This is a genomic window from Ruegeria sp. B32, from assembly GCF_025141855.1.
GTDB lineage: Bacteria > Pseudomonadota > Alphaproteobacteria > Rhodobacterales > Rhodobacteraceae > Ruegeria > Ruegeria arenilitoris.
The window spans coordinates 135,227-150,291 of the sequence record NZ_CP081106.1; the positions used below are offsets into that span (position 1 = coordinate 135,227).

At 60.2% G+C, this 15,065-nt stretch carries 15 protein-coding genes; 12 read left to right on the forward strand and 3 right to left on the reverse strand.

Going from position 1 to position 15,065, the window contains the following annotated elements:
• Positions 1 to 39 precede the first annotated feature (39 nt).
• The 6 genes from sdhC (at position 40) to K3752_RS00755 (ending at position 4,865) form a co-directional block, all read left to right on the forward strand.
• The gene (gene sdhC / locus K3752_RS00730) at positions 40 to 426 is read left to right on the forward strand and encodes a succinate dehydrogenase, cytochrome b556 subunit (RefSeq protein ID WP_170343324.1); all 387 of its coding nucleotides are present in this window, start codon (positions 40 to 42) and stop codon (positions 424 to 426) included.
• An 11-nt stretch (positions 427 to 437) separates the two neighbouring features.
• Entirely contained in the window at positions 438 to 809 is a 372-nt protein-coding gene (gene sdhD, locus K3752_RS00735) for a succinate dehydrogenase, hydrophobic membrane anchor protein (RefSeq protein WP_093963475.1), read from the forward strand.
• Positions 810 to 828: 19 nt separating this feature from the next.
• Positions 829 to 2,634: a succinate dehydrogenase flavoprotein subunit gene (gene sdhA / locus K3752_RS00740; protein WP_170445594.1), complete on the forward strand. Its 1,806-nt coding sequence runs from the start codon at positions 829 to 831 to the stop codon at positions 2,632 to 2,634.
• Between the two features lie 12 nt (positions 2,635 to 2,646).
• A complete protein-coding gene (locus tag K3752_RS00745; protein WP_170343321.1) occupies positions 2,647 to 3,426 on the forward strand; it encodes a succinate dehydrogenase iron-sulfur subunit in 780 nt (259 codons plus the stop codon).
• A gap of 136 nt (positions 3,427 to 3,562) precedes the next feature.
• The gene (locus tag K3752_RS00750; RefSeq protein ID WP_170343320.1) at positions 3,563 to 3,703 is read left to right on the forward strand and encodes a hypothetical protein; all 141 of its coding nucleotides are present in this window, start codon (positions 3,563 to 3,565) and stop codon (positions 3,701 to 3,703) included.
• Positions 3,704 to 4,019: 316 nt separating this feature from the next.
• Positions 4,020 to 4,865 (forward strand): DUF1989 domain-containing protein, encoded by an 846-nt coding sequence (locus tag K3752_RS00755; RefSeq protein ID WP_260064119.1) that lies wholly within the window; start codon positions 4,020 to 4,022, stop codon positions 4,863 to 4,865.
• A gap of 29 nt (positions 4,866 to 4,894) precedes the next feature.
• On the opposite strand, the gene deoD is transcribed toward K3752_RS00755, so the two are convergent.
• The 3 genes from deoD to K3752_RS00770 all read right to left on the reverse strand — a co-directional run bounded on the left by deoD (position 4,895) and on the right by K3752_RS00770 (position 8,022).
• Positions 4,895 to 5,605, reverse strand: coding sequence for a purine-nucleoside phosphorylase (gene deoD, locus K3752_RS00760; RefSeq protein WP_170526070.1), 711 nt, complete (start codon positions 5,603 to 5,605; stop codon positions 4,895 to 4,897).
• Positions 5,606 to 5,622: 17 nt separating this feature from the next.
• Positions 5,623 to 5,940 carry an H-NS family nucleoid-associated regulatory protein gene (locus K3752_RS00765; protein ID WP_170342178.1) on the reverse strand — a complete coding sequence of 106 codons (318 nt, stop codon included), beginning with the start codon at positions 5,938 to 5,940 and terminating at the stop codon, positions 5,623 to 5,625.
• A 114-nt stretch (positions 5,941 to 6,054) separates the two neighbouring features.
• A complete protein-coding gene (locus K3752_RS00770; RefSeq protein ID WP_260064122.1) occupies positions 6,055 to 8,022 on the reverse strand; it encodes a protein meaA in 1,968 nt (655 codons plus the stop codon).
• 146 nt (positions 8,023 to 8,168) lie between these two features.
• Here K3752_RS00770 and K3752_RS00775 point away from each other — a divergent pair, with 146 nt between their 5' ends.
• From K3752_RS00775 to K3752_RS00800, 6 genes are all read left to right on the forward strand, one after another.
• A complete protein-coding gene (locus tag K3752_RS00775) occupies positions 8,169 to 9,554 on the forward strand; it encodes a 1-acyl-sn-glycerol-3-phosphate acyltransferase (RefSeq protein WP_260064129.1) in 1,386 nt (461 codons plus the stop codon).
• A gap of 112 nt (positions 9,555 to 9,666) precedes the next feature.
• Positions 9,667 to 10,953, forward strand: coding sequence for a crotonyl-CoA carboxylase/reductase (gene ccrA / locus K3752_RS00780; protein WP_260064135.1), 1,287 nt, complete (start codon positions 9,667 to 9,669; stop codon positions 10,951 to 10,953).
• Between the two features lie 362 nt (positions 10,954 to 11,315).
• A complete protein-coding gene (locus K3752_RS00785; RefSeq protein WP_170448467.1) occupies positions 11,316 to 12,035 on the forward strand; it encodes a LuxR family transcriptional regulator in 720 nt (239 codons plus the stop codon).
• An 82-nt stretch (positions 12,036 to 12,117) separates the two neighbouring features.
• Positions 12,118 to 12,756 (forward strand): acyl-homoserine-lactone synthase, encoded by a 639-nt coding sequence (locus K3752_RS00790; RefSeq protein WP_170406721.1) that lies wholly within the window; start codon positions 12,118 to 12,120, stop codon positions 12,754 to 12,756.
• A gap of 51 nt (positions 12,757 to 12,807) precedes the next feature.
• Positions 12,808 to 14,340 (forward strand): ATP-dependent RecD-like DNA helicase, encoded by a 1,533-nt coding sequence (locus K3752_RS00795; RefSeq protein WP_260064136.1) that lies wholly within the window; start codon positions 12,808 to 12,810, stop codon positions 14,338 to 14,340.
• The gene (locus K3752_RS00800; RefSeq protein ID WP_170436094.1) at positions 14,337 to 15,065 is read left to right on the forward strand and encodes an SDR family oxidoreductase; all 729 of its coding nucleotides are present in this window, start codon (positions 14,337 to 14,339) and stop codon (positions 15,063 to 15,065) included. The genes K3752_RS00795 and K3752_RS00800 overlap by 4 nt, the downstream gene beginning before the upstream one ends.

Consider the following 15,065-nt stretch of genomic DNA (forward strand, 5'->3'; position numbering starts at 1 on the left):
GAGTAAAAACTTCGGTAGCCAACCTCAAAAGGAGCCGCCATGGCCGATGTCAATCGGGGGAACCGCCCGCTATCGCCGCATCTGTCGATCTATCGTCCGCAGTTGACCTCTGTCACTTCCATCCTGACCCGGATCACCGGCAACGCCATGTTGGTGGCCGCGCTGTTGATCGTCTGGTGGTTCCTGGCCGCAGCCACGTCGCCCGAAGCCTTTGATCGCGCCAATGGTGTGATCACGTCGCTCCTCGGGGACTTGGTCATGGCACTGTCGCTTTGGGGTCTTTGGTACCACACGCTGGCCGGTATCCGGCACCTGATCTGGGACAACGCGATCGGACTGGATATCCCGACAGCCTACAAGCTGGGCTGGGCGGTTGTGATCGGCTCTTTCGTGCTGACTTTTCTGACACTGTTGATCGTTGCCTGAGGGAGGCTGACATGCGTTATCTTACCGACCGCAAACGCGCCGTAGGCCTGGGATCGGCCAAGTCGGGTACCGAACACTTTTGGGCGATGAAGGTCAGCTCGGTTGCGCTGCTGATCCTTGTCCCGCTTTTTGTCTTCACATTCGGCCCCACGCTGGGACAGCCCTTTGACGTGGTGCTGGACTATTACTCGCGGCCATTCCCGGCGATCGTGGCGGCTCTGACGCTGGCCGTCGGGTTCAAGCATTTCGCTGATGGTGCCCAGGTGATGATCGAGGACTATGTGCACGGCACAATGGAAAAGGTTCTGATCATTCTCGTGAAGTGTCTCTCATATGGCGCCGCGGCCGCAGGTATCTTCGCCGTCGCCCGCATTGCCCTCTAACACCCCGGAGCTGAATGAAATGGCTGCTTACGAATACGAAACGCACGAATATGATGTGGTCGTGGTCGGCGCCGGTGGGGCCGGTTTGCGTGCCACGCTGGGCATGGCCGAACAAGGTCTGCGCACCGCTTGCGTAACCAAGGTTTTTCCGACCCGCTCGCACACCGTTGCGGCGCAGGGTGGCATTGCGGCGTCGCTGTCGAACATGGGCCCCGACCATTGGCAGTGGCACATGTATGACACCGTCAAGGGCTCGGACTGGCTGGGTGACACCGACGCGATGGAATACCTGGCGCGCGAAGCACCCAAGGCCGTCTATGAGTTGGAGCATTACGGTGTGCCGTTCTCGCGCACCGAAGAAGGCAAGATCTACCAGCGCCCCTTTGGTGGCCACACGACCGAATTCGGTGAAGGCCCCGCAGTTCAGCGTACCTGTGCTGCTGCCGACCGGACCGGTCACGCGATCCTGCACACGCTGTACGGGCAATCACTGAAGAACAATGCGGAATTCTACATCGAATATTTCGCCATTGACCTGATCATGTCCGAAGATGGGCAGTGCCAAGGCGTCGTCTGCTGGAAGCTGGACGACGGCACCATGCATGTCTTCAACGCCAAGATGGTGGTTCTGGCCACGGGCGGTTACGGCCGCGCCTATTTCAGCGCGACCTCGGCCCACACTTGCACCGGCGACGGCGGCGGCATGGTGGCCCGTGCGGGCCTGGCCTTGCAGGACATGGAATTCGTGCAGTTTCACCCGACCGGCATCTACGGCTCGGGCTGCCTGATCACCGAAGGTGCCCGCGGCGAAGGTGGATATCTGACCAACTCGGAAGGTGAACGGTTCATGGAGCGCTACGCGCCCCAATACAAGGACCTCGCACCGCGCGACTATGTCTCGCGTTCGATGACCATGGAAATCCGCGAAGGGCGCGGCGTCGGTCCCGAAGGCGACCATATTCACCTGAACCTGAGCCATCTTCCGGCCGAAGCCCTGCATGAGCGTTTGCCGGGCATCTCGGAAAGCGCAAAGATCTTCGCCGGCGTGGATGTCACCAAGGAACCGATCCCGGTTCTTCCGACCGTGCACTACAACATGGGCGGTATTCCGACCAACTATTGGGGCGAGGTGTTGAACCCGACCGCCGACGATCCGAATGCCGTCGTTCCCGGCCTGATGGCCGTCGGCGAAGCCGGTTGCGCGTCGGTTCACGGAGCGAATCGGTTGGGGTCGAACTCGTTGATCGACCTCGTGGTCTTTGGCCGCGCGGCGGCGATCCGGGCGGGCAAGGTCGTCGACCCCGAAACGCCTAACCCGGTCCTGAACCAGGCCTCGGTCGACAAGGCGTTTGATCGGTTCGATGCGGTGCGCAATGCCAGCGGTGCAATCCCGACGGCCGATCTGCGGCTTGAAATGCAGAAAACCATGCAGGCGGATGCTGCGGTGTTCCGGACAGCCAAGACCCTGGCCGAAGGTGTCGAGAAGATGACTGCAATCGCGGCCAAGATGGAGGATATCAAGGTCACTGATCGCAGCTTGATCTGGAACAGCGACCTGATGGAGACGTTGGAGCTGACCAACCTGATGCCCAACGCGCTTGCCACTATCGTTGGCGCCGAAGCGCGGAAGGAATCCCGCGGCGCTCATGCACACGAAGACTTCACCGAGCGCGATGACAAAAACTGGCGTGTTCACACCGTGTCCCGGGTTGACGGGAACAAGGTCGAACTCAGCTATCGCCCGGTCATCGTGGATCCGCTGAGTACCGAGGCTGAAGGCGGTATCAGCCTTGAAAAGATCGCGCCCAAGGCGCGCACCTTCTGAGGAGAGGAACACATGGTCCAACTGACCCTCCCTACGAATTCCCGGATTACGACGGGCAAGACCTGGCCGAAGCCGGAAGGCGCGAGCAACGTGCGTAAGTTCCAGATCTATCGCTGGAATCCGGATGACGGGCAGAACCCTCGGGTCGACACCTATTTCGTCGACATGGACGATTGCGGGCCGATGGTTCTGGATGCGCTGATCTACATCAAAAACAAGGTCGACCCGACCCTGACATTCCGCCGGTCGTGCCGCGAGGGGATCTGCGGCTCCTGCGCGATGAACATCGACGGGATCAACACGTTGGCCTGTATCTACGGCATGGACGAGATCAAGGGCGACGTGAAGATCTACCCGCTGCCGCACATGCCGGTGGTCAAGGACCTGATCCCGGATCTGACCCATTTCTATGCGCAGCACGCTTCGATCATGCCGTGGCTGGAGACCAAGACCAACCGCCCTGCAAAAGAATGGAAGCAGTCGATCGAAGACCGAAAAAAACTGGATGGTCTGTACGAATGCGTCATGTGCGCCAGCTGCTCGACCTCGTGCCCCAGCTATTGGTGGAATGGCGACCGGTACCTTGGTCCCGCCGCGCTGCTGCATGCCTATCGCTGGATCATCGACAGCCGCGACGAGGCCACCGGCGAGCGTCTGGATCAGCTTGAGGATCCGTTCAAGCTGTATCGGTGCCATACGATCATGAACTGCGCAAAGACCTGCCCCAAGGGTCTGAACCCGGCCAAGGCGATTGCCGAGATCAAGAAGATGATGGTCGAACGCGCGGTTTGAACGATGACGACCAACGTGCTTGCCGCGTTGCGGCAAGTGCATGGCCCACATGCGAAATCATTGGATGTGGGCCGCCCCGGCCAAGACTATGTTCGGTATCGGGGAGGAGTGACGGATTGGAAACAGGATCACTCCGATGAAGAACGAATCCAAAAAAACAGACGCAGCCAAAGCCTTGGAATATCTTGAGCAAGCCTGGGCCTATTACGAGCCCGAGCCGGTCAAGCCTGCAAAAGATGCAGAGCCTGAGCTGTTTGAATACGCCAACGCGGCCTGAGTTTACCAAGCCAAGTCTTGAGTCCCGGCGCATATTGCGCGAAGCACGGGTATGCCTGTTCTTCTGCTTTTGCTCGGCGCCGGCGTGTTCGCCTATTTCGTCTGGCGGTCCCGCACGTCTTCTTTGACCCGGGACTGCCGGTGGCGACAGCACAGGCAGGCCGGCACGTGGAGTTGCGCGTATTGCGGGGCGGTTTCCGTCTCCGAGACGCAGCCCACGCGATGTGAACGGAAATAAGCCTTATTGCCTGAGGGAAACGGGGTTTTCCCAAAGCTCGTTCTGGGTCACTCTGCGCAAAACAGCGGAAAGATGCAGAATGCCAAATCCTCCTTCGGATGCCGCCGCCCGCCGCGGGATCGCTCCGGTCATTTGCTACCCAAATGACACCCTGCCCAGCGTTGACCTTGACCTGCTGCTGGACGCCCGAAAGAGCGCGCGAAAGACAGCCGAAGTTCTGGTGCCGCCACGTGATGCCCGTTGCTTTGAGGTGCCGGCCGGACACTTCTTTCGGATCACCTCAGTCGAAGGCCCGCAGGTCGGCGACCTGAACCTGTGGAACCTGCACGACCTGAACGAACGTTTCTATTCGGGCAAGACGCGTGCATTGCATGGCACCCATGTCACGACCGGCGAGCGACTATGGTCCAGCTTTCCCTTTCTGCGCCCGATGGCCACGATCGTTGCGGACACCTTGGACTGGTACGGAATCGATCAATACGGCGGGTCGGTGCATGACGTGATCGGAACGCGTTGCGATCCCTATACCGGAAACCTGCTGTCGGGCACTCAATACCATCATTGCTGTCACTCCAACCTGACCCGGGCGCTGGCTGACCATTCTGGTCTGGAAATTCCGGTAGCCGAGCGTTTGGTGCACGACGTGTTGAACGTATTCATGTGCACCGGCTTTACCCGCGATACGGGGCAGTATTTCATGAAGGCTTCACCGGTTCGACCGGGTGACTATTTGGAGTTCTTCGCGGAAATCGACCTTCTGGGTGACCTCAGCGCCTGTCCGGGTGGGGATTGTTCGTCCGAGCATTCGTCGGATACGGCCGCCTGTCACCCGCTGTTGGTCGAGATTTTGGAACCTGCCGAAGGCACGCTGAGCGGATGGCAAAGTCCGGCGCCCAATGGCTATGACCGTACGCATGGGCGCTGAGGCCCGGGGGTGACCCGGGCCGGTTCGTGTCAGGCGTTCGGGAACGCGGCCTGCAGTGCGATTTCCACCATGTCACCAAAGCTGCTCTGGCGCTCGGACGAGGGCAGAGCCTCGCCGGTCAGAAGGTGATCGGACACGGTCAGAACTGCCAACGCCCGGCATTTGTGCCGCGCGGCCAGGATGTACAGCTCGGCGGCCTCCATTTCGACACCCAGGATTCCGTGACGCACCATCTGTTCGTTCAGGTCGGGGCGTTCGTCATAGAAAACGTCAGACGAGTAGATGCCGCCGATATGGGTTGCCGTGCCCTTGGCCTCGGCTGCCTTGGCGGCGGCCTGCAGCAGGCCCCAATCTGCACAAGGCGCAAAGTTGAGCTCTTTCATGATGCCCCGAGACGGGGTGCTGAGTGTCGTTGACGTCATGGCCAGGATAACATCCCGGACCTTCACGTTTTCCTGCATGCCGCCGCAAGACCCGATGCGGATCAGGGTTTTTGCACCGTAATCCCGGATCAGTTCATTTACGTAAATGGACAGCGACGGCATTCCCATTCCGCTGCCCTGAATGGTGACCGGGTTTCCTTTCCATTCGCCGGTGAAACCCAGCATCCCGCGGACATCGTTGATTTGCCGCACATTGCTCAGAAAAGTTTCGGCGGCCCATTTCGCACGATACGGATCACCCGGTAAAAGCACGGTCTCGGCGATTTCGCCTTTTTTGGCGCCAATGTGAATTGTCATTTTGATACTTTTCCCGTTCAGATTTCCAGATCGGAAATATCTGCCCCGGCTTTCAGCGCTTCGTGGACCCATTTCGGTTTTCGCCCACGCCCCGTCCAGGTTTGCGCCGGATCGGCCGGATTGCGATATTTTGCTTTGGCTTTCGATCCCTTGCCGGACCGTGTGGGCTGAGATGCCAGGTCGGACAAGGAAAACCCGTAAGCGGCAGCTGCTTTTTCAGCGGCCATCAATGCTTCCTGACGTTCTCTGGCCTCAGCGTTTTCCAGCGCCTTGTCGACCTGATCGCGCAATTCAAGCAATTCCTTACGCGACAGCTTGTCCAGATTTATGCCCATTGTCGTTCTCCGTACCCACCTGATTCATTTTTTACTCATCAGGCAACGTTACGGAGAATCACAATCAATAGCCATTCATTAAACGAAATGGGCAATGGAATTAATTCTCGACGATTATTCCGCAGCCAGCGTTTTTGGATCGGCCAGCAAAACGAGATCCCCCATTATGGCATTCAGCTCGAAATTTTTGGGCGTATAGACCTTGGCAACACCCATCGATCTGAGACGATCCGCGTCTTCGTCCGGGATGATGCCTCCGACGACAACCGGAATGTCACCCAGACCCGCTTCTCGCAGGCGTGTAATGACTTCCTGAACCAGCGGCAGGTGGCTGCCCGACAGGATCGACAGGCCAATCACATGGGCTTGCTGCTCGATGGCCGACTTCACGATTTCCTCGGGGGTTAGGCGGATGCCGTCATAAGTAATGTCCATGCCGCAGTCGCGGGCGCGGAAGGCGATCTGCTCGGCGCCGTTGGAATGGCCGTCCAGCCCTGGCTTGCCGACCAGGAATTTCAGACGACGCCCAAGGCGGTCGCTGACTGCATCCACCGCTGCGCGCAAGTCGTCCAGGCCTTCGGTCTTGTTCGAGACCGAGCCCGAAACGCCCGTCGGGCCGCGATAGGTGCCAAAGACGCGGCGCATCTCTTCGGCCCACTCGCCGGTGGTGACACCGGCCTTGGCCGCGGCGATCGAGGGCTCCATGATGTTGGCACCCGATTGCGCGGCGGCGCGCAGATCGGCCAGCGCCGCGACCACGGCGGCGTCATCGCGGGCGGCACGCCAGTCGTTCAGGCGATCGATCTGTTCCTGCTCGACCGCAGGGTCGACAACCATGATCCCTCCATCCTCGGTCTGCAGCGGCGAGGGCTCACCCTCGGTCCAGCGGTTCACGCCGACGACGATGGTCTCATTGCGCTCGATCCGGTTGAGCCGCTCGGCGTTGGAATCCACCAGCCGCGATTTCATGTAGTCGATCGCCGCAACCGCACCGCCCATCGACTCCAGATTGGCCAGCTCGGCCCGGGCGCCCTGCTTCAGTTCCTCGACTTTGGCATCGACCACCGGATTGCCGTCGAACAGGTCGTCATATTCCAGCAGGTCGGTCTCGTAGGCCAGGATTTGTTGCATTCGCATCGACCATTGCTGGTCCCACGGGCGCGGCAGGCCCAGCGCCTCGTTCCAGGCGGGCAATTGCACCGCCCGGGCGCGTGCCTTTTTCGACAGGGTCACGGCCAGCATCTCGATCAGAATGCGATAGACGTTGTTCTCGGGCTGCTGCTCGGTCAGGCCCAGCGAATTGACCTGAACGCCATAGCGGAATCGGCGGAATTTGGGGTTTTCCACGCCATAACGCTGTTGCAGGATTTCATCCCAAAGATCGACGAAAGCCCGCATTTTGCACATTTCGGTGATAAACCGGATGCCCGCATTCACGAAAAACGAGATGCGGCCGCACAGCGCCGGAAAGTCCTCGGCCGGAACGCGGGGGCGCAGCTCGTCCAGAACCGCGATGGCGGTGGCCAGCGCATAGGCGAGCTCCTGCTCGGGCGTCGCGCCGGCCTCTTGCAGGTGATAGGAACACACGTTCATCGGGTTCCATTTCGGTACGTTCGAATAACAGTACTCGGCAACATCCGCGATCATCTTGAGCGAGGGTTTGGGCGGGCAGACATAAGTGCCGCGGCTCAGGTATTCCTTGATCAGGTCATTCTGCACCGTGCCCTGCAGCTTGGACACATCGGCCCCCTGTTCCTCGGCCACCGCGATATACAGCGCCAGCAGCCAGGGGGCAGTGGCGTTGATGGTCATCGACGTATTCATCTGTTCCAGCGGGATCTGGTCGAACAGCACCCGCATGTCGCCCAGGTGGCAGACGGGCACCCCGACCTTGCCGACCTCGCCCCGGGCCAGGGTGTGATCGCTGTCATATCCGGTTTGCGTCGGCAGATCGAAGGCCACCGACAGACCGGTCTGCCCTTTGGCCAGGTTGGATCTGTAAAGCGCGTTCGAGGCTTTGGCCGTGGAATGACCGGCATAGGTTCGGATGAGCCAGGGGCGGTCTTTCTGCGTCTGCGTCATGGTCAGAGCCTCATGCGTCGATGGGTAACAATATTTCTCTCATGGGTTCTAAAGCGCAATTTTCAGCACATGTCAATTCGCTGCGTTGCGGCATGTACGGCGTGCTGCCGATTGTGACAGCGGCGGTTTGATGGCACTGTGCGGGCATGACGCAGACCGTTGAGTTACCGATTTGGCTGTTTGTTCTGATCGTGGTGTTTGCCGCGGTCACCTTCGCCTCGCATTTCCTGTTCCCGTCGGTGCGCTGGTTCTTTCGCCGCCGGCTTGAACGGGCTGTTGAACGGTTGAACCAGCGCCTGCAACGGCCGATCCAGCCGTTCAAACTGGCCGAGCGTCATGACATGATCCAACGCCTGATCTATGACCCGCAGGTTGGTCAGGCTGTTCAGCACCACGCCGAAGATCATGGAATCCCCGAAGCGGTCGCGTTCGAGCAGGCCCGGCGCTACGCCCGGGAAATCGTCCCGTCGTTTTCGGCCTTCATGTATTTCAGCTTTGCCATTCGGTTGGCTCGATGGTTGAGCAACGCGTTCTACAATGTCCGCCTCAGCCACGAGGACGAGGCCGCATTGAAGGAGATCGATCCCAAAGCAACCGTGGTCTTTGTAATGAATCACCGGAGCAACATGGATTATGTTCTGGTGACCTATTTGGCCGCGCAACAGTCGGCGCTGTCCTATGCGGTGGGCGAGTGGGCACGGGTCTGGCCGCTCAGCCGGTTGATCCGCGCGATGGGGGCCTATTTCATCCGGCGCAAGTCCGGCAGCGAACTCTACCGGCAGGTTCTGGCCAGCTATGTGCGCCTGGCCACCAATGCCGGTGTGACTCAGGCGATGTTCCCCGAGGGCGGTCTGAGCCTCACCGGGTCTTTGGGACGACCCAAACTGGGACTGCTGAAATACATCATCGACGGCACCAGTCCCGATGGTCGCGACGTCGTGTTCGTACCAGTTGCGCTGAACTATGACCGGGTGCTGGAGGATACGATTCTGACCGCCGCCGCCTTGGGCAGCGAACGGCGGTTCCGCGCGCGGATCGGCGTGATCACAAGGTGGAGCCTGAAACAGATATGGCGCCGTATCATCGGGCGTTACAAACGGTTCGGTCTTGCCTCGGTCCGATACGGCCTGCCCATTTCGCTGCAGGAGTTTCGCGAACAAGCCGGCCCGGACCTGATGACGGATCTGGCTCGAGAGTTGATGCGCCGGATTGGCCGGGCGATTCCTTTGGTCCCAGCGCCCGCCGCGTGCTGGCTCGTTCGCGAAAACGGCACCATCTCCGAGTCTGACGTTCAGTCACGGATCGTCGAGCTGATGCGGCGCGAGGGCGCCACGGACGAAGACCTGAAGGCCATCCCGCCAGCGATCGAACAACTGGTCGAACGGCGAATACTGAGCAGAAACAACGGTATGCTGTCGCCATCGGTCGAGCGGCTGGATCTGATGAAGTATTATGCGGCCTCAGCGCCCATCAGCGAAGACCCGGATGGTTCTGCGGCTGCAAAAGAAATTTCTGCGGCCGCTGGGTCATAAAATTTCAATAATGATCCGAAATGGGTTGCAAAATTACTCATGGGCCAATATTCCAGCCTATGAAGCGCGCGATTCTGCGTCGCGGCGAACACGTTTGACAGAGGAGGCCACAATGGCTTTGGACACCGACGGCGGCATCGCATCCTACGAGGCACCGGAAAAAGACCTCTATGAGATGGGTGAAATCCCTCCGATGGGATATGTGCCCAAACAGATGTATGCGTGGGCCATCCGTAGAGAGCGCCACGGCGAGCCCGACACTGCGATGCAGTTGGAGGTGGTCGATGTGCCCAAGCTGGACAGCCACGAAGTGCTGGTTCTGGTGATGGCGGCGGGCGTCAACTACAACGGTGTTTGGGCCTCGCTCGGCAAACCGATCAGCCCCTTTGATGGCCACAAGGCCCCGTATCACATCGCGGGCTCGGATGCGTCGGGCATCGTCTGGGCGGTGGGCGACAAGGTGAAACGCTGGAAGGTCGGCGACGAGGTCGTGATCCACTGCAACCAGGACGACGGCGACGACGAAGAGTGCAACGGCGGTGACCCGATGTATTCACCCAGCCAGCGGATCTGGGGCTATGAAACGCCCGATGGGTCATTTGCGCAATTCACCAACGTGCAGGCGCAACAGCTGATGCCGCGCCCCAAGCACCTGACCTGGGAAGAAAGTGCCTGCTATACGCTTACGCTGGCCACTGCCTATCGGATGCTGTTCGGACACGAGCCGCATGATCTGAAGCCGGGCCAGAACGTTCTGGTCTGGGGCGCGTCGGGGGGTCTGGGCTCCTATGCGATCCAGCTGATCAATACAGCCGGAGCCAACGCGATCGGCGTGATCTCGGACGAAAGCAAGCGCGACTTCGTCATGGGGTTGGGCGCCAAGGGCGTCATCAACCGCAAGGACTTCAACTGCTGGGGCCAGTTGCCCACGGTCAACACGCCGGAATATGCCGAGTGGTTCAAGGAAGCCCGCAAGTTCGGTAAGGCGATCTGGGACATCACGGGCACGGGCGTGAACGTCGACATGGTGTTCGAACACCCCGGCGAGAGCACCTTCCCGGTCTCGACCTTTGTCGTCAAAAAAGGCGGCATGGTCGTGATCTGCGCCGGGACCACCGGCTACAACCTGACCTTTGATGTTCGGTACATGTGGATGCACCAGAAGCGTCTGCAGGGTTCGCATTTCGCGCATCTCAAGCAGGCGTCCGCTGCAAACCGGCTGATGCTGGAGCGGCGTCTCGATCCCTGCATGTCCGAAGTGTTCACTTGGAAAGAACTGCCCGAGGCGCACATGAAAATGATGCGGAACGAGCACAAGCCGGGCAACATGTCTGTCTTGGTTCAGGCCCCGCGTACGGGCATGCGGACCTTGGAAGAGGTTCTGGACGCCCGCGGTTGATCACCGCGCATTGAAAGCAAGCGCCCGCGAATCGTTCGGACGGTTCGCGGGCGTTTTGCGTTCGGAAGATGGGACATTGTTTTTCAATGCCATGCAAATTCGGGACCCGCTGTTTTTGGGGAGTAGAAAGCAGTGAATAGGCAAGAAAACAGCGTACATGTTATGGTTGTGTTAACCCTTCGTTAACTGTTTCGGAGAGACCATGATGGCGCGAAATGAGTGGATACTGGACGTATTGTCGGACCTCAACGCCTTCGCCGTTGCGAATGGGTTGACCGCGCTGGCCGAGCAGCTTGACGACACCAGGCTGATCGCCGCGGCCGAAATTGCGTCCCTGAACGATGAGGCAAAAGCGCCGTCGAATGGGAACACAGTTCGATTTGAGCCAGGTCCTAGAGGATTTGGAAAACACCAGCACGCTTGACGAGCTGGGTGCGGTTGCTGTCCGCATCAGGGACAAACTGAAGGTCGATCACATCGTCTATCACTGGGTCGATGGCGCCGGCGATCAATATGGCTACACCACCTATCCGGATGCCTGGGCCGACCGATACCGTGAACGCAACTATCACCGAATAGATCCCGTTATCCTGGGCTGTTTCCAGCGGTTTCATCCGGTCAACTGGAAATCTCTGAACTGGTCCGGCAAGGTCGCCAAAGCCTTTCTACAAGATGCTTTGGATCATGGTGTTGGCAATCAGGGCTACTCGATCCCAATTCGTGGGCCGAATGGCCAGTTCGCGCTTTTTACGGTCAATCACAGTTGCAGCGACGAGGCTTGGGAAGCCTTCATCGTGACCTACAGCCGCGAGTTGATACTGCTCGCCCACTACTTCAACCGAAAAGCGCTGGATTTCGAGCAGGACCGCAGGCCGGAATCCGCGCGCGGCCTCTCTCCGCGCGAGATCGACGCGATGACGCTGCTGGCCTTGGGTTACAGCCGGGCGCAGGTCGCGCACTCCCTGTCTATTTCCGAGCACACATTGCGTGTCTATATCGAAAGCGCCCGGTCCAAGCTGGGTGCTCTGAATACAACCCATGCCATCGCCACTGCCCTCAGCAGGGGATTAATAGTGGTTTAAGGCCCGCGCGAGGGCCACACAGTAAATTAACCACGACTTTGTACCCCCTTCGTTCCAGCACTGGACGACAAGGGGAAAAGTCATGCTGCGTTATGTTTACGCTGACGAGCTTCATAAATTTCCAAAATTGGCCGAGGGGATGTTTCGCGACCGCGCGGATCAATTCAAAGCCCGCCTGGGATGGGATGTTCATGTCAATTCCAAAGGAGAGGAACGGGATCAGTATGATGATCTGAACCCGCTGTATGTCATCTGGGAAGAGCCGGACGGCAGTCACGGCGGCTCGATGCGGGTATTGCCCACGACTGGCCCTGTCATGGTAAATGAGGTGTTCGGGCATCTGACGGGCGGCAGCCCAATCCGCAGCCCGCTGATCTGGGAAGTGACGCGGTTCTGCCTGTCCCGCACCGCTCATCCGCACACGGCAGGGGCAATCATGCTGAGTGGGGGAGAGATCATGGAAGGCTTCGGTCTTACCCACATCGCCGGGGTCTTTGATGCAAGGATGATCCGTATCTATCGGCTGATCGGTTCCTCGCCGGTGGTCTTGGGCTCGGAGGGGGCGGGCCGTGACCAGATATCGGTCGGGCTTTGGCCCTATTCCGCTGACGATTGCAACCGCGTGGCCGAGCGGGCGGGCATCCCGCGCGAACTGTCGCGATTGTGGTTCAAGACGGCGTTCGGGTCCGCCGCGCGGCATCGGTTCGCACTGTCTGCCTGAGGTTGAATTCCGCATCTGGCGCAGGTTGGCGCGGCCCTGTAGGGTCGCGCCATGTCTCTGCCCAAGGTTACTTTTTCCGAAGATCAGGCCGCCGCGTTCGACAGCATTGCCCAGATGCTGAAAACCGCAGGCGTGGACCTGGAAGATGATGCGCTGCTCAAGCTGCCCGGCCAGGGCGAATCGGGGGTCATGGCGGTGATCGGCAAGGCCGGGTCGGGCAAGACCCTGCTGTTGGCCGAACTCTACAAGGCGCTGGCTGAGACCGGAGTTCAGATCGTCTCGGGCGACTATGAAAGCCGCAAATCGAAAGACAAGCGCAGCCTTGCCATTTTGGCCCCGACCAACAAGGCCGCCAGCGTGTTGCGATTGCGCGGTGTTCCGGCCACCACCATTCACCGCATTCTGTACACGCCGGTCTATGATCCGGAATACGAACGGATCGCCGAGTGGCTGGCGGGCAACGACGACCGCCCCGAGATCGAAGGCCTGACCGACGAGGCGCTGGACCGCGCGGCCGCGTTTTATGCCAACAACAAATCCATCCCGGGTGCCTTGGCCGCCGCTGGCCTGCGCGGATCGGATTTCATCACCGGCTGGAAACGGCGCGACGAGCCGTTGGATATCGGGTTCGTCGATGAGGCCTCGATGCTGGACGATCGCCAGTTCGATGATCTCAAGGAGATCTTTCCCACCTTGCTGCTGTTCGGCGATCCGGCGCAGTTGGCACCGGTGAACCAGTCCGGGTCGATGGTGTTCGATGCTTTGCCCGAACCGCGCAAGCTGATCCTGCACCGGGTGCACCGGCAAGAGGCCGACAACCCCATTCTGGATCTGGCCCATGCGCTGGCCGATCCGGCCATGGGGTTCGAGGATTTCGAACGCCTTGTCGAGCAGACCGCCCGCACGGATGACCGCGTGGTCTGGGGCCAGCGGGTCGAGGTCGACCTGATGGCCCGAAGCCCGGTTTTGGTCTGGCGGAATGCGACGCGTATCCGGCTGATCCAGGCCTTCCGTCAGGTGCATGGTGCGCCCGAGACCGAATTGTTGGAAGGCGAACCGCTGATCTGCGACGGGATCGAGCTGCCGCTGAAGCACCGCAAGAAGCGGCTCGACCTCGAGGCGCGCGGGCTGATCAAGGGCGCGCAGGTGATCTATCTGGGGCCGGGGCGCAAGCCTGGGTTCTCGCGGCTGCATGTCATGGGGGCCGAAGACCCGCAGGTCAGCGCCGCCTCGATCGTGCAGATCGAAAAACCGGACGAAGAAGAGCCCTTCATCCCCTTTGCCGCGCGCATGGGGGCCACGTTTCTGCATGGGGCCGCCGTGACGATCCACAAGGCGCAGGGCTCGCAGTGGGACACGGTGCAGGTCTTTGCCCCTGACCTTTATGCCGCCGCCCGCATGGGCCGGACCGAGGCCGGGCAACCCCTGTGGAAACGGCTGGCCTATGTGGCCATCACCCGGGCGCAAGAGCGGCTGATCTGGGTGGTGCGCAACCGGCTGTCCAAACCAAGCCACCCGCTGCGGGTTGACGACCTGCGCGCGGTCCCGGCCGCAAAACTTACGCTGGAGGCGGAGGAGACGTGAAGACGATCATTGTAACCGGGGCCAGTTCGGGCATCGGGCGAGCCACCGCCGAGCTGTTTCTAGATCAGGGCTGGAAGGTCGGCCTGTTGGCACGCAGTGCGGACAAGCTGAGCCAGATGGCCGCGACGCGCGAAAACGCCATTCCACTGGTGGCCGACGTGACCGATCCTCAAGCGGTGTCGGCGGCGTTCGATGAATTTCAGGCGCAGGCCGGACGGTTGGATGTTCTGTTCAACAATGCGGGGATCTTTGCCCCTGCCGGGACGATCGACGAGATCGCGCTGGACGACTGGTATCAGAGCGTCAACGTGAACCTGAACGGGATGTTTCTGTGTGCTCGCGCGGCCTTTGGCTTGATGCGCAGGCAGGTACCCCAGGGGGGCCGCATCATCAACAACGGCTCGATCGCGGCGCATGTACCGCGCCCGAATTCGGTTCACTACACCGCCACAAAACACGCGATTACCGGGCTGACACGAAGCCTGTCGCTTGACGGCCGCGCTCATGGGATCGCCTGTGGGCAGATCGACATCGGAAATGCCAGAACCCAGATGGTGCAGAACCTGGTCGATACGGCGGTTGCTGAAGGGCGAGAGCCTGATCCGACGATGGAGGTCGAAGACGCCGCGCGCTCGGTCCTGCACATGGCCAGCCTGCCGCCCGAAGCCAACGTTCAGTTCATGACCGTGATGGCAACGACGATGCCGTATATCGGGCGCGGGTAG